The 18507-nt window shown below is 37.5% G+C and carries 12 protein-coding genes and 2 pseudogenes; 1 reads left to right on the top strand and 13 read right to left on the bottom strand.

What is annotated here, in order from left to right; translation table 11 throughout:
- Positions 1 to 206 precede the first annotated feature (206 nt).
- The 5 genes and pseudogenes from nifJ to RMZ42_RS14925 all read right to left on the bottom strand — a co-directional run.
- Positions 207 to 3821 carry a pyruvate:ferredoxin (flavodoxin) oxidoreductase gene (nifJ, locus tag RMZ42_RS14940; RefSeq protein WP_322672128.1) on the bottom strand — a complete coding sequence of 1205 codons (3615 nt, stop codon included), beginning with the start codon at positions 3819 to 3821 and terminating at the stop codon, positions 207 to 209.
- 320 nt (positions 3822 to 4141) lie between these two features.
- On the bottom strand, positions 4142 to 4999 hold the full coding sequence (locus RMZ42_RS14935; protein ID WP_322672127.1) for a nucleotidyltransferase domain-containing protein: 858 nt from the start codon (positions 4997 to 4999) through the stop codon (positions 4142 to 4144).
- Positions 4992 to 6395: a Rieske 2Fe-2S domain-containing protein gene (locus RMZ42_RS14930; RefSeq protein WP_322672126.1), complete on the bottom strand. Its 1404-nt coding sequence runs from the start codon at positions 6393 to 6395 to the stop codon at positions 4992 to 4994. The genes RMZ42_RS14935 and RMZ42_RS14930 overlap by 8 nt, the downstream gene beginning before the upstream one ends.
- A gap of 439 nt (positions 6396 to 6834) precedes the next feature.
- Positions 6835 to 6958: pseudogene (locus RMZ42_RS34710) on the bottom strand (ABC transporter ATP-binding protein); the annotation flags it as partial.
- A 5-nt stretch (positions 6959 to 6963) separates the two neighbouring features.
- Positions 6964 to 7447: pseudogene (locus tag RMZ42_RS14925) on the bottom strand (hypothetical protein); the annotation flags it as partial.
- Positions 7448 to 7847: 400 nt separating this feature from the next.
- Between RMZ42_RS14925 and RMZ42_RS14920 the strand changes: the two are divergent.
- The gene (locus tag RMZ42_RS14920) at positions 7848 to 9005 is read left to right on the top strand and encodes an endo-1,4-beta-xylanase (protein WP_322672125.1); all 1158 of its coding nucleotides are present in this window, start codon (positions 7848 to 7850) and stop codon (positions 9003 to 9005) included.
- A 283-nt stretch (positions 9006 to 9288) separates the two neighbouring features.
- On the opposite strand, the gene RMZ42_RS14915 is transcribed toward RMZ42_RS14920, so the two are convergent.
- The 8 genes from RMZ42_RS14915 to RMZ42_RS14880 all read right to left on the bottom strand — a co-directional run bounded on the left by RMZ42_RS14915 (position 9289) and on the right by RMZ42_RS14880 (position 18418).
- Positions 9289 to 10113 (bottom strand): WecB/TagA/CpsF family glycosyltransferase, encoded by an 825-nt coding sequence (locus tag RMZ42_RS14915; RefSeq protein WP_322672124.1) that lies wholly within the window; start codon positions 10111 to 10113, stop codon positions 9289 to 9291.
- Between the two features lie 145 nt (positions 10114 to 10258).
- Positions 10259 to 11410: a glycosyltransferase family 4 protein gene (locus tag RMZ42_RS14910; RefSeq protein ID WP_322672123.1), complete on the bottom strand. Its 1152-nt coding sequence runs from the start codon at positions 11408 to 11410 to the stop codon at positions 10259 to 10261.
- A 104-nt stretch (positions 11411 to 11514) separates the two neighbouring features.
- On the bottom strand, positions 11515 to 12408 hold the full coding sequence (locus tag RMZ42_RS14905; protein ID WP_322672122.1) for a glycosyltransferase family 2 protein: 894 nt from the start codon (positions 12406 to 12408) through the stop codon (positions 11515 to 11517).
- 128 nt (positions 12409 to 12536) lie between these two features.
- Complete coding sequence (locus RMZ42_RS14900; protein WP_322672121.1) at positions 12537 to 13553, bottom strand: hypothetical protein; 1017 nt, start codon at positions 13551 to 13553, stop codon at positions 12537 to 12539.
- A 24-nt stretch (positions 13554 to 13577) separates the two neighbouring features.
- Positions 13578 to 14849 (bottom strand): glycosyltransferase family 4 protein, encoded by a 1272-nt coding sequence (locus tag RMZ42_RS14895; protein ID WP_322672120.1) that lies wholly within the window; start codon positions 14847 to 14849, stop codon positions 13578 to 13580.
- 48 nt (positions 14850 to 14897) lie between these two features.
- Positions 14898 to 16127 (bottom strand): O-antigen ligase family protein, encoded by a 1230-nt coding sequence (locus tag RMZ42_RS14890; RefSeq protein ID WP_322672119.1) that lies wholly within the window; start codon positions 16125 to 16127, stop codon positions 14898 to 14900.
- The gene (locus tag RMZ42_RS14885) at positions 16124 to 17071 is read right to left on the bottom strand and encodes a glycosyltransferase family 2 protein (RefSeq protein ID WP_322672183.1); all 948 of its coding nucleotides are present in this window, start codon (positions 17069 to 17071) and stop codon (positions 16124 to 16126) included. The genes RMZ42_RS14890 and RMZ42_RS14885 overlap by 4 nt, the downstream gene beginning before the upstream one ends.
- 24 nt (positions 17072 to 17095) lie before the next feature.
- Positions 17096 to 18418, bottom strand: coding sequence for a flippase (locus tag RMZ42_RS14880; RefSeq protein WP_322672118.1), 1323 nt, complete (start codon positions 18416 to 18418; stop codon positions 17096 to 17098).
- Between the last annotated feature and the right edge of the window lie 89 nt (positions 18419 to 18507).

Raw genomic sequence — 18507 nt, 5'->3', positions numbered from 1 at the left:
CGAAAATAATGAATTTAGTAACCAAAATGGTTTTTTTATAACGAAAATTCTAATGTTTGTCACAAAAATAATAAATTTAGTAACCAAAATGGTTTTTTGTAACAAAAATTCTGATGTTTGTAACAAAAAAAATGGGTTTTTATAACGAAAATTGCGACTTGAGTTAGTTAAGTCGCAATTTTTATAACTAAAATTAGGGTTAATATTCAGAGAATATCGCGTTTTGCCAGATATTGGTACGTTTGCCAACGTGTATCTACTTCAGCTTGGACTTGTTCTAATAAGTGTTTGGCAACGTCGGGTTTACTCTTGGTGAGCATCTTGAAGCGATTTTCTTGATACATCGAATGTTCTACAGATTGCGTAGGCGATCGCATATCCAATTGCAATGGATTTTTACCCTGGTTAAGCAACTCTGGATTATGCCGATACAGCAACCAACGACCTGATTCTACCAAAGTTTTCTGATGATTCATCCCTGTGGTCATGTTGATACCGTGGGCTATGCAATGGCTGTAAGCAATAATCAGTGATGGCCCATCATAAGCTTCTGCTTCCAAAAATGCTTTCAGGGTATGTTCATCTCTAGCACCAAGGGCTACACTTGCTACGTAGACATTTCCGTAGGTCATCGCAATCATCCCTAAGTCTTTTTTAGGTGCTGGCTTACCACTAGCGGCATATTTAGCAACTGCGGCTCGTGGCGTGGCTTTGGAAGACTGACCGCCTGTATTAGAATACACTTCTGTATCCATCACCAAAATGTTGACGTTTCGACCACTAGCAATTACATGATCGATACCACCAAAATCAATATCATAAGCCCAACCATCACCACCAACAATCCAGACGCTTTTTCTCACCAAGTAATTTGCAAGGGATTTGAGATTTTGGATTTTAGATTTGAGATTAGGATCGAAAGTTACGATTTCATCTAACTTCTGCTGCAACAGTTCTATTCTTTCGCGCTGTTCCCAAATGTCAGCCTCAGATTTTTGTTCAGCTTTGAGAATAGATTGAACTAAATCCTCAGAAACTATTTCCCCACTTCCCAGTTGTTGCAACAATTGTGCCGCAAACTCAGCTTGTTTGTCGAGGGAAAGACGAAAGCCAAAACCGAATTCGGCGTTATCTTCAAATAAGTTATTAGACCACGCGGGGCCGCGTCCTTGGGCGTTAGTTGTCCAAGGAGTTGTAGGAAGATTCCCACCATATATTGAAGAACAACCTGTTGCATTGGCAATGACGGCGCGATCGCCAAACAATTGTGTTAATAATTTTAGATAAGGTGTTTCACCACAACCTGCACAAGCACCAGAGAATTCAAATAAAGGTTCTTGCAGTTGTTGTTGGCGAATCTGATTTAATTTTAGCGATCGCCTGTCAGGATTAGGTAAACTCAAGAAGAAATCCCAGTTCTTCCGCTCTTGCTCTTGTAAAGGCAACTGCTTTGCCATGTTAATTGCTTTCAGCGATGGCTCAGATTTATTTTTAGCAGGGCAAATATTTACACAAATCGTACATCCCGTGCAATCTTCTGGGGCAACTTGAATGGTAAATTTTTGATTGGCAAAGTCTTTATCTTTTGCACCAGTTGATTTAAAGGTTGCTGGTGCATTAATTAACTCATCCGCTTGATAAGCCTTTGCACGGATGGCACTGTGGGGACAAACCATGACGCACTTACCGCATTGAACGCAGACATCCGGTTCCCACACAGGTATCTCTTCGGCAACGTTACGTTTTTCCCACTTGGCAGTACCTACAGGAAAAGTACCATCAAATGGTAGTCTGCTAACAGGTAAGTCATCACCTTCCCAAATCATGATTTTGCCCAGAACTTCTCGCACAAATTCGGGAGCGGAGTTAAGTGAGGAGTGAGGAGTTAGGAGTGAGGAGTTAGAAATGTGGATTGTCTGGGGGACATCTACTTTATGCAAGTTGTCTAAGGTGTTGTCTACAGCTTGCAAGTTCATACGGACAACTTCTGCGCCTTTTTTACCGTAAGTCTTCTCAATCGCTTGTTTGATTTTAGCGATCGCTTCTTCTTGCGGCAAGACACCCGCTAAAGCAAAGAAGCATACTTGCATAATGGTGTTAATTCTGCCACCCATGCCACTGTCACGGGCAACTTGGCTAGCATTAATCACATATAATTTCAAATGCTTATCGATAATTTGCTGCTGCACCTTTAGCGGCAGATATTCCCAAACGGTATCTGCATCATAAGGACTGTTAAGCAGCAAAGTTGCTCCAGGAATAGCAGACTTCAAAATATCTATGCGTTCCAAAAATCCCCAGTGATGACAACCAATAAAGTTAGCTTGGTTAATCAAGTAGGTAGAGCGAATTGGCTCTTTACCGAAGCGGAGGTGAGAGACAGTCATCGAGCCAGATTTCTTGGAATCGTAGACAAAGTAGCCTTGGGCGTAATTGTCAGTTTCTTCACCAATAATCTTAATAGAATTTTTATTAGCGCCAACTGTACCATCAGCACCTAACCCATAGAACATTGCCCGAACAACATTATCCGATTCTGTAGAGAAATTAGGGTCAAAGCTCAAAGAAGTATGACTAACGTCGTCATTAATCCCAATCGTAAAGTGATTTTTCGGTTTAGCTTGAGCAAGATTGTCAAAAATGCCCTTCACCATAGCCGGAGTAAATTCCTTAGAAGAAAGACCGTAACGACCACCAACGACTTTAGGGGATGAGCAAGTATTTTCTCCCCCAGCCTCCCCTGCTCCCCCTGCTCTTTTATCTCCCCACGCCTCATGAATAGCAGCCACTACATCTAAATACAAAGGTTCACCAGCGCTACCTGCTTCTTTGGTGCGGTCGAGAACTGCGATCGCTTGTACACTAGTTGGTAATACTGCAACAAACCTTTGGACATCAAAGGGGCGGTAAAGTCGCACTTTCACTACACCAAGTTTTTCACCACGGGCGTTCAGGTAATCTACTGTTTCATGGACGGTTTCACAACCTGAACCCATCAGAACAATAACGCGATCGGCATCCTTAGCGCCGTAATATTCATAAATTTGATAATGCCTTCCCGTGCGTTCTCCAAATTCATCCATGATCCGCTGGACAATTTCTGGACAGGCGTTGTAATAAGGGTTAGCACCTTCACGTCCTTGGAAATAGACATCGGGGTTTTGGGCAGTCCCGCGCAATACTGGACGATCTGGGGTGAGGGCGCGGCTGCGGTGAGCGAGTATTAAGTTATCGTGGATGAGCGATCGCAAATCATCATCTGACAACAGTTTGACTTTCTGCACTTCATGTGATGTGCGGAAGCCATCAAAGAAATGCATAAAGGAGACTCGCGCCTCTAAAGTAGCAGCATGAGCAATAAGAGCAAAATCTTGACTTTCCTGCACTGAAGCGGAACACAGCAGAGCAAAGCCAGTCGCACGAGCTGCCATTACGTCGCTATGGTCGCCAAAAATTGATAAAGCATGAGTAGCCAAAGAGCGGGCGGCAACGTGAACCACGGCGCTAGTCAACTCACCAGCAATTTTGTAGAAGTTGGGTATCATCAACAATAATCCCTGAGATGCCGTGAAGGTAGTACTCAGAGAACCTGTTTGCAAAGCCCCATGTACAGCACCAGCCGCTCCTCCTTCGCTCTGCATCTGCACGACGCTAGGAATAGTACCCCAGAGGTTGGGACGACCTTCTGCTGACCAAGCATCTGCCCATTCACCCATTGCTGAAGAGGGGGTGATGGGATAAATGGCAATCACTTCATTTAATTTGTAAGCAACACGGGCGACAGCCTCATTCCCGTCGATGGTTGCAAAGGTTTTGTTCATAATATGATTTTTGTCCCCGCCTTTAAGCTGCATTATTCAGAACACGTGAATATAAGAATCAGAAATAGCCAGTACTAGAAAGTAAGTGTATTATTTGCATTAAAAATTTCACGGTAGGATTTACTCCGTGTTTAAAGCATAGTTTGTTGATACCTTTAGGCTCTTAAATTAACTTTCAATCAATACTGCATCTATTAATATCTCATCTGCAATACTGCATCTATTAATATGTATTAATAATGTACTCAATGACAAAAGTCTTTGTTTTAAAAGACTTTTAGATAATTTATTCTTTTTTGTGGGGTACAGGGACGGGAATATTACATTGTTAATCGCCGATTTCCATACCATTGACTCAAATCATCCTCAATCGCCTCAACGATCGCGATCGCCTCAGTTATTGATTTTGCATCGGCAGCTAAAAGTGCAAACGCTTGCTCAACCCGTTGTTGATAGTTCTGCGGGCAAATAGCGAACTTATTAGCAACTGCGATTGCCCCTTTTTCATTCAACAGGTAATCTTCATTGAGCGCAAATAAAACCTGATTCATACACGCCACACTGCGGAAACAACAACCTGCTGCGTAAACAACATCATCGCGTGCGATTGCCTTTTTTGCGACCAACAGCGAGAAACTTATTTCCCAGGCGAAAGTATCAATAGTTGCCTGTTTCAGCCCAACTGGATACGGTTTTGTTTTTACCTTCAAAGCTTCTAAAACACCATCAGGATCGTAAAGTGCCTGACAAAAAGCAATTTCCCCCATATAAATAGAGGACACAAAGCCATGAGGGTGTCCTGGTTGATAATCAATAGTAATGCGCCCGTTATGGCAATCATCAATGACACGATTTACCTTCACCAAATCGCGATAGAGAAAATCCACACCTACACCTTGAACCTTTAGCCAACCACCACCGTTAATCCACTTTCCCCATTCGCCGATCGCAGTAATCAAATTTACGCGATGGTTATCATCAAGCTCACAGGCGAGGCGATTTAGAGCAATTAAATTGGGCGGTTTTTCTGGATTGTAATAAATCCCCAAATCTACATCTGACTTTAGGGTATGGTTGCCTCGTGCCCGCGAACCACCCAGTGCGATCGCTGTAATTCCCTCAATTGACCGTAAACTTGAAACAATATGGCTGATGAACTGAGGCGATTCCTTATTCATAGATTTTCTTATTGCTGCCATAAAGTTTAACCAAAGGTAAACCTCTCTGGGGAATACTACTAAAAAAAAGTTGTTTGATATTGTTAGATTTATCTGATAAAAAATAACTCAAGAATGCAAGTATTGCTGATATAATCACTAGACTTACGTTCACACCTATTGAAACAAAAACTAGTGTTAATAGTGCAAATACCAGAATGCCAATATTACTAAAGGTTTGTACCTTTTCTAGAAAAACCACAGAATTACGACAACTTGGGCAATGCTTTGTATGTCTATGCCATCGGTCATATAGTTGTTCATCATTCAATTGTTTAATACTGCCTTCTTGGCATCCTTGCCATGAAGGACTACCTCCAGCAAATTCATCTAGCCATTTTCTGAAAGTTATAATACCTACGTCAGAAGGAGAAGGCATAAAGTATGCCTTTTGCCATTTTTTATCTAATGATGACTGATTCACTTCCTGCGAATGCATAGCTGATAAATCTTGGTCACTTAGCTTGTATGTGGATAAGTGCTGTAACCCAGTTTGTAAATCCTTTGGGAGAATCTTAAACCAAAAATTTCTTTTAACTGCACTTCCATCAGAAATCAACTTGCCAATATACTTACAATAACCTGGTTGTGTAGGAACAAAATACAACTGAAAAATATTAGTTTTGCCGTTGGGGTAACGATATATAGTAGTATTAGAACAGGGTGGAGTAAACTTTCGTATCGCCTCCATATCTTTGTTGAAGAGATTGTAGCCTTGATGTTTGAGAGTAAAACCTTCTTGAGCAGATATTTCTCCAACAGATTCAAAATATTCCATAGGCACAGCTGTTTTAGGTGAAAAAAGACCTATTCCTTCATGAAGAAATTCTGCATGAGAAGGATCAAAAGTACTTTCAACAGACACAGTGTAACCAACCGGAACTTCTGTCATCTGCCAGGAGGAGGAAGATATATCTAGTTCTGATGCAGGGATGGTAGCTGGCTGCTTTGAATTACAATCCTCAAAGGCTGTTGAACTATCATCTGCCCATACCCAAAGCAATTCTTGGATAATTTGTGTAGGATATGTTGTAACTCTTGACCTGAAACTATCACAAGCAGTTACTTCTGCTTGGCTACCAGCCAACATGGGAATTTTAGTGCATTTACCTTCACCATCAAAACACCAACCGTGATGTCTACACATTAAGTTTCCATCTTCAGTGACGCTTCCCATAGATAGTCGCACCAACTTATGAGGACAAACATCATCCATTACTATCCACTTTTGATTTTTGTCTCTCCAAATCACCAATTTTTTCCCCAGAAGAGTGATAGGAGTGGGATTCAAATTATCTAAGTAGCTTAAAGGAATAATAGGATACCACTGTTTAGTCCATGAAAACTGAGTTGACATCACAAGAGTTAGAAACCTAATTTACACAACTATATTAGTACAGTCAGCCGTTGCAGGATTCTTGCTGAATGAATTGAAGGTGTAGGCGTAGCCCGTCGTAGACATCGCTAGCTAATGGCTCAACGATACGCCAAAATGAATGCGCGATGTACTGAAATGAGAAAGCATTTAAGCACTTTGAGAAAGTAATATGCCTTTTTGCTTGCTGAATCTACCGAAATGAGAAAGCATTTAAGCATTTTGATAAAGCAATATGCCTTTTTACTTGCTGAATCTACTGAAATGAGCAAGCATTTAAGCATTTTGATAAAGCATTTAAGTATTTTGAGAAAGCAATTAGGTATTTTGCTTACTAAATTCAATTTTATCTTGACTTTGACTTTATAAATGACTTTTAAACAGCCATTCTTAAGTAAGTTTGACGAACTACGAATTGGTATTACTTGCTGCCAGTCTTCAGTTGACCATCTTCCATATAATATAAATGATCCGATCGGCAATATCGAGGATCGATTGTCGTGGGTAACTAGCAAAATCGTACATCCTTGTTCTTTAGCTAGCTTCGCGCTATTCTGTCTCCTTGGGATTGGGCCTGGAGACGTTCAACACTTGCCTGTTGGGCCTGAATTTCTCCTGCTTTTGCTCCAGCTTGCACTTGAGCGAGTTTAGCTTGAGCAACTCTGACTTGTTGTTGAGCTTGTAGTACAGCAGTTTGCAAGCGATCGCTCGCGTGCATCTAAAATTGCTACCACCTGTCCGGCTTTAACCCGATCGCCATCCAATGCCAAGGGCGCAAACAAGCTAATTACCTCAGCCTCCGGTTCTAGTCGTCCTAACGCAGCCACTTTTTGACTTTTGGGCGTGGTTTCTACTGGCTGAGATTTCTCAGGTTGACCAACTAACCCAAACTGAGAAATCCCATAAACAATAATTCCACCCGTAATAGCAGTAGCTGCAATTACTAATGCAACTAACCCTTTATTGAAAGCTTTTTTGATAGCTTTTAAACAATCTTTTTTACTCTCTCTAAATTTTTTATCTACTGAGTTAATCGCGGATAAACAAATTATTAGCCATCAATAAATATCAAATAATTAATAATTGTTAGAGATAAATATTTTGTTATTTAGTTATCAAATCTAACTCTTCACTATTACCCTATGTTGCGGCAAATATGCCGTAAGCATTTTGCCTAATAACGCACATTGTTCCATAAAATCAATTGTTTCATCACCCCATAACTTTCGATCTAAATCGAACATGCGTTATAGTTTAATCTAGTTTTGCCCTAGATGTAATATTTCTCAATTTTCATCTTTGCCACTTAAGTATGAAACTATGATTTGATTTGGAAAAACTCCGTAAATTCTGGAGGTAGAATGGTCAAATAAGAATCAATATATTTTTATACGGTAAAATAATAATCAATGGATTTTTTATTAAGTGTAATTTATGACTTATCGGAGAAATTTTTTAAGGAGAGCAGGATACACAACCCTTTCTGCCTTATTAACTATGGGGTTTTTACAAAAGGATAACCAAAAACAAGACCAAAACACGAATGCTATTGCAGCAGATTATACAAGTAAAAATTTAAATTCTCCCCTTCGGCAATTAGCTGCCGCCAAAGGAAAGCGTTATGGTGCAGCAATTTCTAGTGAATTTTTGCTCAAAGATAAGGATTACGCGGACCTCATGGCTCGTGAATGTTCGATTGTGACACCGAATGGTGAATTAAAATGGGACGCCACTGAACCACAGCCAGGACAATTTACCTTTGAATCAGCAGATGCGATCGCTAATTTCTGCCAAAAACATAAGATAGAATTGCACGGGCATACTCTTTTCTGGCATATGGGAAGACCAGACTGGGCAACATACCCTCCTACACTTAAGATGATCGAACGCCATGTCAAAGGAGTCATGGGGCATTATCGCAATAGTCCCGTTTTAAAGTCATGGGATATTGCCAATGAAATTATTGCTGATAGTGAAAATGAAACTGATAATGCAACAATCGGTTTGCGTAAAGGGGTAAAACCAGAATTGATTCGAGACTTATTTTTAATTGCCGCTTCAGTTGATAACAGCAAGAAATTTTACCTAAACGATTTCGGCATCGAAGGCGCTACATGGAAATCAGATCGTTTCTTAAAAATGGTCGAATATCTGAAGAATAGTGGCGTAAAAATTGATGGGGCAGGTCTCCAATCACATCTATGGTTTTCTACTGCATATCCTTTTGACGAGAAAGGACTTAATTCGGTCTTAAAACGGCTTAACGATCTTGAAGTGAAACCAATAATTACAGAATTAGATATTATCATTGATACCCCGCTACCCGATAGTATCAAAAGCCTAGACCAAATGGTAGCCGATAGTTACAAGCGATATCTTGACCTGTGCTTTGAGAATCAAGTCGATACTGTGATTACATGGGGACTTACCGACCGTCATACCTGGATACGTCACCCTGAATGGATGCCAAGAAAAACCTTTAGAAACAATCCAAGTCTCTGGAAATTTCTGCGTCCGCTTCCCTTCGATGAGAACCTGCAATCTAAACCAGCTCGCGATGCTATAGCCCAGGCTTTTCAGGAATCAACTTAATACTCCACTTAGGCATAAACATAGTATTTCCTCAGCAACTGAGGTACACCCAAATCTTGTTTACCAAGCTTAGTAGCTTTGAAAATGTACCTCACTATGCCGGGAACTGCTATAGGATTTTTAAGTATTATTCTAAACAAAATAAATGCAAATATTTTTAGTTATTCACGATTATGAAAGTTGAATAAGGCTTCCTGACTAATCAATCATTAAACCTTAGTACAACATTTCATAAATTCGTGACAAATTGAGCGACCTACTGGTAAGAGTCTAAGAGACTCGATCAAGCTACGAACTTTTGAAATTTCGTACTTATAAATACCAGGAGGTTATTTTTTTTTCGTTTACTTGAGATACTCCAAATTTCTCGTAAAAATAATGTGCCAACAAACCAAGGCTCTAGTAAGTAACGTCTCCAAAGTCTTTTCGGTTCAGACAACAAGCGATACAACCATTCTAATCCCACCTTTCCCATCCAGCGAGGAGGAGTAGGTATTGCTCCTGCTATATAGTCCATACAGGCTCCACTAGTCAAAATAGTATTGGTATGAAGATGTTCAAGATTTTCGTAAATCCAATACTCTTGGCGTGGCATACCCATTCCCACCATTAATATATGAGGTTTGTAAGCATTAATTGCAGCTACAGTGGCGAGATTTTCTTGACTATCTTTATCTATATCAATATAGCCATGAGCGCAAGCAATCTGTAAACCAGGAAATTTCTGGCATAAAATATTTGCTGCTGTTTCAGCAACTCCTGGCTTTGAACCTAAATAGAATACACGCCAGCCTTTAGTAGCAGCTTCTGCCATTAGAGGACATACCCAGTCAGCATAGGTTACTCTTTGTTCGCGTTTAATTGGAAAACCCAATAGCTTTCCAATAAACACCAAAGGCATACTATCAATATGGGTATATTCTGCCTTGGAATAAAAAGCTTGCATTTTTAGATCGTTATGGAAGAGATAAAGACTATGTAAGTTGTGATTAGCAATAATCCATTTTTCATGCCGATCAATAGATTCTTTAATCAATGAATTTAAGTCAAGGATAGACAGTGCATCTACTTGAGTACCAATAATTTTATAAGAAAATCGCTTTTTCATATCTTATTTTTCTTTTGATAAATATGAGATGTTATTTCAAAGTCAAAGTGAGTGTTGTAAAATCAATCAGCAATATTTCAATACGAAAATAATTAAATATTGAAATATCTCAGTTTTTTAGTTAAAAATTATTTTTTGAATATAACTAAAAAGCACTTATCCTTAGAAGGATGTCTGCAATATTTTGTGCTTTTGCATTCCACGAATACTTTTCGGTAATTAAACTATATGCTGTATCTACAAGTGATTGATATTTATCAATATTTGAAACAGCATCCAGTATTGTGTTAGCGACTTCTTCGCTAGAGTATCCTGTTACTAACAGATGTTCCAAGTGGCGAAATTCTTCTAAACCTCGCAAACCTTCTGGCGTTGATACAACTAATTTTCTACTAGCGAAATAATCTAGTGCTTTATTGCGAGCGCCACCTGCTACTGCTTGTTTTGAAAATGGCAATAAAGCAATATCTGCATATTTCAAATGGGCGATAAAATCTTCCCTTTTAGGTAAAAAGCCTAAAAAAGAAATATTAGAGGGTATTGGTTCTGAAATATCGCTACTATCCCTACCAATGACAACAAAATGTACTTTTTCCTGATAATTTTCAAGGTATTTAGCAACCTCAATAGCCATTGATACAGACATATCATTAGTTGGAAATTGAAATGTTTTGGGAGCAATGATAACGACTATTTTAGCTGGTCTGAATGCCTGATAGGGGTCTTTATCTGGAAAAACTTCAGTATTGAGTAAGTCTTCAGTAACTCCATTCCCGATAGAATAAATTTGTTGTGGAGTTTTTCCATACCATTGGGAAATTAGTTTAGGAATTGATTCACCTGCTGCAATAATTGGACTACCAGAAAATATTAAAATTCCCTGAGCAATATATGTCTTAATACATTGTGCAAACTCTTTGAAAGGATTGGCAACTGAAAACAAGCGCATCCAGTATTCATAAGGCGAAAATGTATGAAAATCTAAGACAAGAGAGGAGCTACTGTGTTTTCTAAGCTTTAGTGAAATTAAAGCAGCCAATCCAGGTAGTGTTTCTTGAGCATACACAATGTCTGGACAAAACTCGTCGATGCACTTTTCTATGGATTGAATATATGACTTCAAGCTTCTCGATCCAGTAGAAAAAGAAGGTGCATAATTAACAGATGAACAATCTAAACCTAGCTGAAAAACATCAAAATATTTAGTAAGATATTGTCCTAGATAAAAAGGTCTAGTAAATGCACCAAATGGCTGACTAGAATCGAGGGTTGAAACAATCAGTAAGCGTTTACCCATAAAATTGTTGTTGATTGTTTTATAATTTTAAATTACATTTCTCAAATGATTAAGATAGTTATAATTTCTCTAAATAGCATCCATCAATAACTATCGTGCAATTATTAAGCTTCTGAGTTACTTTGATTAATATCCTCAGAAAATGTCGGAGAAGTTGCTAAATTTTTGTAACCAATAATTGCTCTAATATAGGGTAAGAACCAGTACAATATCCAGAATGGCCCAGAGTGTCTGCTACAAAATATAGTCCATGATTTCAATGGAAAAGCTTTGATTTGTAGTACTTTTTTCAAGCGTTCTAAGAGATTTAAATTGGTATCTGCCCAACTATTGCGGATAGAATTTTTAGTGCAAGTACCAATATACCCAGGAGCTACCCATATTTTACAACCCAATTTACGCGCTCTCAGAGCATAATCTAAATCTCCTAAACTATGAACAAAAGCTGTATCAATATTACCAACTTTGGCAGCAACACTTTTAGGAATTAGCACGCAGTTACCATACATAGCATCGCATTGTTGGATAAGGGAGCTTGGTTCTAAAAATTCAAATTTATTAGAATACCACTTTTTAGATTTTACCGCTCCTCCATAGGTTGCTTTTCCTGTAATTGAGTCTTTAGTTGAACCAACTACAATTGAGTCTCGATAACCAAGTTCTGTCAAATTTTGATGAACCTGTAATAGTTTACTCACAGCATTGGCTTCCAAAAATGTGTCATCATTCAACCACAGATAATAATCGTATTGATATTTGATTGCCTCACTAAAAGCTAGATGCATTCCTCCCACCCAAAATAAATTGCCATTACCTTGAAGAATTTGTACTTCTGGATATTCTGCTTTAACAGCCTCTGTAGTCCCATCAGAACTCCCATCATCAGTTAAATAAATATCACAACAATTTTTTTGCTGATATAAAGCATTTAGACAGGCAAGAGTTGTATTCCGTCTGTTATAACATGTCATAATTACAGCTATATTCGCTTTCTTCATCTCATTTTCCTGATAATAATATGTACAAAAAGAGTTAATCTAAATAATAAATTTAGATACGTTTTGGATGGATTTTATTCATAATCTCAATTATCAAAATTTTAACTTTCATATATCGTGAGGTCAGTTTAAAATTTCACCCTGTTTTCTATCCATCCACTGAAATTAATATCTAAGTTAAAGCTTTTTAGTTTTTGTTCCATTCTTCTGATTCCCAACAAATATCTATGCCAAACTGATACACGAGGCATATTAAGTCTGACAACCTCTTCAGATAACCATTGATATTTCTTTGAATTGACATTAAAGTTTTTCAAATTTTTTATTTGTCCATGCCAATCGTTATAAAAAAATAAGTTGAAATAATGAATGGATACAATATCATCCCAATGTTTAATTTGTAATTCTTTTGATAAACGGTTATGTAAAGGTAATGGATAACTATAATTAGGAGGAAGATGTTCAACGTTTTCTTCCAAGGCACATAAAGTTACAGACAAAACAGACTGCTCAACAAAATAAATACCCTGGGGAGGAGTAATATCCAAGCGCATTACTTTTTCAAAGTTCTCTTTCCAAGTTCTAAATATACCCGCACTTTTTCTTACAGCAATCAAACCAGAATTCCAGTAGGCTCTGATTCTTTTATTACCAATGGGTGTGTCAACAAATACCTCACGCTTTACTCCCAGTACTTCATATAGTTTTTGCCAATACCATTCTTGAGGATCTTGCAAACCTGTAGAACCAATTCCTTGTCCATACTCAGGACGCATCCGCACATTACAATCTACGGGCAATAAAAATTCTTTTGGTTCAGAAAAAAAGCATTTGTCACTGTCTAAAAAAACCAATATTTCTGCATCGATATTTTCTTCTGCATAGGCACAAACTAGGGGTTTATTAGCTAAATAATATTCATGGAATTCTCGATTTATCGGGATTTGTTGATGAGTCACCTGCAATGCTTCAAAGGCTTGTTGGGTTTGCTTTAAAATCGGTTCACCTACTCTAGGATGGAAACTATATATAGGTGTATTTTTCAATTCGCCGCAGAACTTACGAATACTTTCTGCAAGCATCAAAGATTGACCTTCTAAACGACCAGGTTCTGTACAAATTATAAAAGCTATAGGTATTGACATAGTATGAAGTATTGATTTAATAAGTTAATTACTCAATGAAGATTTATTTACTATCATCAATATTTCCTGAAACAAGGCTGAATAACGACGTGCTTGAAGTTCCAGGGTAAATTTTTGCTCGGCTTTCTCACGTGCATAAAATGAAAGTTTTTGCAATCTCTGTTCATTTTCAAGAACCCAGGTAATTCCTTTGGCAAAATCCTCAACTTCATAAGGTTTAGCCAAATAGCCGTTCTGCTGATGATCGACAATATCTTTTAAGCCAGTAGAATTAAACGCCACAACTGGAGTACCACAAGCGAATGATTCTGAAGCTGTCTGTCCAAAAGATTCTTGAAGAGATGGTACAAGCATTACATCAGCAGCTGAGTAAACAGTTGCTAAAGATATAGCATCGTGTAAGTGTCCCAAATAGTGGGTTTTGAAGCCTAAATCAGGTGGATTTTCGGGTTGAGATGCTCCAAAAATCACAACTTCCAAGTCATCTTTCCAGCCAGATTTACTCAATTCTTGTAAAGCTGGTTGCAACAAATGAAATCCTTTATTGTTATCGCTTGTCGCTTCTATAGCTCCAAATAGTATCAGCTTTTTATTTTGAGGTAGATTGAGTGCTTCGCGGGCAAAATATTGATTAATCGGTCGATATTTTTGAGTATCTAATCCGTGAGGAATTACCTCAATTCGCAAATTCTGGAATAAAGAACTGGAACAAGCGCACTCTGCTAGCCAAGAACTTGGTGAAACCAGGGTTAAATTTAAATTTTTCCAAGCTTTTGCTTTGCGTTGCCATACCCAACGGGATAAATCCCATTCATTACCACTGTTGAGTTGAGGACAAGCCCCGCAGGATACTTTGTAGCGATCGCATTCTCCAGTAACGTGACATCCTCCAGTAAACCCCCACATATCATGGAGAGTCCAAACTAAAGGGCGCTTCAGTTTAGCAAAGGTTTCTATTTGCATAAAACCTCCGCTAATCCAATGCAGATTGATTATATCTGGATTAATCTGAGCAACTTTAGGAATAACTCTATCTGGCAACCATTGAGTAAAAAATGGGGTATTTTTCTTTTGACGATAAAGCTTTAATGGCAAACTTTCAACTGTCAGCTTTGCCTTAGCGATGCCTTGAAACAGTCTAATTTTAGGTGCAACTATTGTTTTATCATTACTAGATTTTTCCTGTACTAACATTTGTGACTGTAGTCCTATATTCTGTAAACCTGTGTGTAAACGATATGCAGCCCTAGCTGCACCGCCACTAATATCATGGGTACTAATATGTAAAATTTTCATTTTTATTAACTTAATATTCACTAAAACTATTTCTGATTGTCATAAAAACTAATTGAATAAAATCTTTTTATAATTTCGTTGAGATTCAATAGTTAAAGATAATGATGTGGTGATATACATTAACCAATTCCAGCTAGGAGTTAATAATCTGGCTTCTGAAAAATTCACTATGACAATGATAATTAGCATCTGCATTGGCCAATAATCTTCTGGCTTTTTAGCGATAGAAATAATTCGAGTCAGTGCCATTACGAAAAACCGCACAAACCCTGCTGCAAAAGTCAAAAATCCTAAGAATCCCAATTCTAATAATAATTCTAAAAAACCATTATGGGCGTTACTTGCCCAATCGTAAGTAGCTCTTAATTTTGATGCAGCATTACTAGTCCAAAATCCCGAAAATCCATAACCTAACCAAGGTCTCTCCAAAATCTTAGAAATTACTAGCTCCCAGAGATCAGAGCGTCCATTGAAGGTAAGGTCTTTACCAGAAGTACCAACTACAGTTTCGGCATTATTGAGAAGTAATATTGAAGAAATCATCAGCAACATCAAAGTTGAAGTGATCGTAATAACTTGTAACTTATAATTAGTTTTCTTCAGGGATCTATAGACAGGTAAAAGTAATATCATTGTCAATAAAATCGTTAAAGATGTTGTTGAACGTGAAAGGATAATTAGACATATAGATATCCCACATAATGCCCACATCAACCAACGATATCGATGACCACTAAGAGCTAGGTGCAAAAAAACTCCTGCACTCCAAGCCATCATGTAACCTAATTCATTTTTATGACCATAAATTCCACTCCACATACCTAGTAACTCAGGTGATTCGTGAATATAACCTGGTACGAATGCAGAAAATAGCATAGATAATGATGCAGCTACCCCAAGTGCCCAAGCTATCAGCTTAATTTGTTCCTTAAGGGGATAACGCATTGCTAAATAGATGGCAAGAAAATATATTCGGATTAGACCTCTTAAATAAGTGAGACTAGAACTTAGGTCTTCTGACCATAAAAGAGAAAATATAACTATTGCTAGTAATAAAAACTGTAGTGGACTTCTAATAATTACATAAATAAAACCTTTCCAGTATAAAATTAGGAAATAAAATAGAATTAAATATGAAACTATATTGAACAAGGTATCTAGCTTATCACCTCCAAGTGTAGACATTGAAACTTCTTGTGCAGGGTGTATTGTTAATGCCCCTACAGAAATTAGTAGTAGCCAAATAGTTAATATTTTTTCTGTTAGTTTTATTTTCATTTCTGAAATTTAATTGCTCTATTTTTTATCGTTGAATCATTCAATCTTTTCTTTACTTCTTCTTTAAAAATATCTAATACAGTTGCTTTATAAACTGTTTTTTGTATAAAATTATCTGCTTCTACATTCCTGACAATAAATGGTGGATGCTTTAAGGCAAATTCCATCGCCTGCATGGGCATATTGATAAAAGAAAATTCTTGATTTGAATTGAAATGAGTTGCGTCTGCACCAACACCAACGTTAGAGATTAAATTGACATTGGGAATAATACTTAAGCTTCCCTGCATCCAACAAGCAAACGTCCATTGGTAATCCCAGGTTATACCTGTAGGATTGTCATAAACAGATTGAAATATTCGTTGCCAAGAATTTACCGCTTTTTGATCTATAAGAATGTCATGTAAAAGGTTTTCTGCTTGCACCTCTTTCCAGAGTTTGATAGTCAAATCATAATGTTGCCAAGCACGTCTCCAACTTGCCCAACCCCAGCAGTGGTTGTAGCGAGAAAAATAGTAACTATAATTTGTACGTTTTTGTCCAAGTTGAAGATTTTGAGCAGAAATTGTGGCGATTCTGGTATCATTTCTATATTTTTCCAGCAGTTCCTCGCTAAACCTAAAAAAAGTTGGGTGAGGGATACAATCATCTTCTAAAATAATTGTTTCTTCAACATTATTAAAGACCCAATCTAAACCACTTGATACCCGTTTTGCACAACCTAAGTTAATATCAGAGTAATTTTTTATTACTTCACAATCCCAATCAACTCTCTCAATAATTGCCCTAGTCGCTTCACATTTTTCTGCCTCACCTTCGCGGTCAGTGCGGGGCCCATCTGCAATTACAAAAAGTTTTGTTGGTTTTACTTGGCGAATGGCTTCAAAAACTTTTTCTGTTATTTGGGGGCGTTTAAAAATAATAAAAGTTACTGGTGTTTGCATCATATAAAAGTTAAATAATAACGATCAGTATTTGTAAAAATGAATAAGCGATCGCACCTGAATCTTAAAAAGTTTTTGTGTTCTGGAATCAAATGCGTTGCATATAAAAGCAGCAGCAGCTTGAGATATTATTGTTGCGATCGCAGCTCCAAGTCCTGCATATTTAGGAATAAGTAATAAATTGAGAATAATGTTTAGTATTGCTCCAAATAAAGTTTTACCTAAAGAAACGTGGTTCAAACCTTCAGCAATAAACCAAGGTGATGTTGCAAGACCCATAAATACAAACAAAGAAGTCCAAATATGAACTGCTAATATTGCTCCTGCATCTGCATATCCACTTCCAAACATCACTATAATTATCTTGTCAGATAAAAAAGACATTGGAAGAGCAATTGCTAAAGATATACATGTCATTAGACTGAATAATTGTCCTATTCGCTGATAGTAAAGACTTTCTGATTTTTCTTTTGCTGCATAAATTGCCGGAGCAACAGAAGAAACAATAGCCCCTGGAATAAAATACCAAATTTCAGAAATACGCACAGCAGCAGAATAAACTCCAACCTCACTATCTCCGATCATTTGACCTAACATCACCTGATCTATTCTCATAAAAATCATGATGGCGAACCCCGAAAAAATTAGAGGTAAACTCTCTTTCAAAAGAGTTTTGGCCGCCGCAATGCTCCAACGCCATAACCACAAAGAAGATCCTTTGACTTGGTAAACAATCAGTAAACCAATTGCACTCATTGCAAATTCTGCTAATGTTACCAAAGCAAAAGCTAGCAATGGTGCTTTTGTTAAAATTAGTGCAATTTTAATGACAGTATTTAGTAGAAATGCTGTGTTTTTAGCTATTACACTGTATTTCGACTGTACCCGTGATTGAAACCACAGTTCAATAGTATCAGATGCCCTAAAAACTCCTGCTATTCCTAAAATTGCCACTAGCCATATCTTTAGTGTTTCATGCTCACCTAAGAAAAACATCGTGCTAACTGCCAATAAAACAGAAGCAATTCCACCCAAAAATTTTAGCCAAAAAGTAGTTCCTAAAATTTCCTCTTTATTTGATGATTGACGAACAAGATGGCGAACTACTACGTCGTCTAGTCCGAGAGTAAAAATTGGGCTAAATAAGGCAACAAAAGCTAAAGCATAGTTAAATAGACCATACTGTTGCACTCCTAAATAACGTGCTACCCATACTCCTACAACTAAGCTTGCACCCATACGTAGAATGCGATCAGCAAATAACCAACCTGTATTAGCAATAATTGCACGCAGCCCAGAACGAGATTTAAATTTCGATAAGTTTTTAATTTTTAATTTGCTTAACATTATTTTTATAAATTAATCATATGATATTTTTTATACCTATCAATCTCGCTTATGTAAATTTATAATATTCTCATATACAAAATAAAGTT

It is taken from the genome of Nostoc sp. DedQUE05 (assembly GCF_034530955.1).
Lineage (GTDB): Bacteria > Cyanobacteriota > Cyanobacteriia > Cyanobacteriales > Nostocaceae > Nostoc.
Note: the sequence above shows the minus strand (reverse complement) of the source record. Positions and strands in the feature narration are given on the sequence as shown.

Excerpts from the sequence above, each read along its gene's own strand:
- RMZ42_RS14910 (WP_322672123.1), bottom strand. The coding sequence starts at position 11,410 with ATGGGTAAACGCTTACTGATTGTTTCAACCCTCGATTCTAGTCAGCCA.
- RMZ42_RS14920 (WP_322672125.1), top strand. The coding sequence starts at position 7,848 with ATGACTTATCGGAGAAATTTTTTAAGGAGAGCAGGATACACAACCCTT.
- RMZ42_RS14890 (WP_322672119.1), bottom strand. The coding sequence starts at position 16,127 with ATGAAAATAAAACTAACAGAAAAAATATTAACTATTTGGCTACTACTA.
- nifJ (WP_322672128.1), bottom strand. The coding sequence starts at position 3,821 with ATGAACAAAACCTTTGCAACCATCGACGGGAATGAGGCTGTCGCCCGT.
- RMZ42_RS14880 (WP_322672118.1), bottom strand. The coding sequence starts at position 18,418 with ATGTTAAGCAAATTAAAAATTAAAAACTTATCGAAATTTAAATCTCGT.
- RMZ42_RS14885 (WP_322672183.1), bottom strand. The coding sequence starts at position 17,071 with ATGCAAACACCAGTAACTTTTATTATTTTTAAACGCCCCCAAATAACA.
- RMZ42_RS14930 (WP_322672126.1), bottom strand. The coding sequence starts at position 6,395 with ATGTCAACTCAGTTTTCATGGACTAAACAGTGGTATCCTATTATTCCT.
- RMZ42_RS14915 (WP_322672124.1), bottom strand. The coding sequence starts at position 10,113 with ATGAAAAAGCGATTTTCTTATAAAATTATTGGTACTCAAGTAGATGCA.
- RMZ42_RS14900 (WP_322672121.1), bottom strand. The coding sequence starts at position 13,553 with ATGTCAATACCTATAGCTTTTATAATTTGTACAGAACCTGGTCGTTTA.
- RMZ42_RS14905 (WP_322672122.1), bottom strand. The coding sequence starts at position 12,408 with ATGAAGAAAGCGAATATAGCTGTAATTATGACATGTTATAACAGACGG.
- RMZ42_RS14895 (WP_322672120.1), bottom strand. The coding sequence starts at position 14,849 with ATGAAAATTTTACATATTAGTACCCATGATATTAGTGGCGGTGCAGCT.
- RMZ42_RS14935 (WP_322672127.1), bottom strand. The coding sequence starts at position 4,999 with ATGAATAAGGAATCGCCTCAGTTCATCAGCCATATTGTTTCAAGTTTA.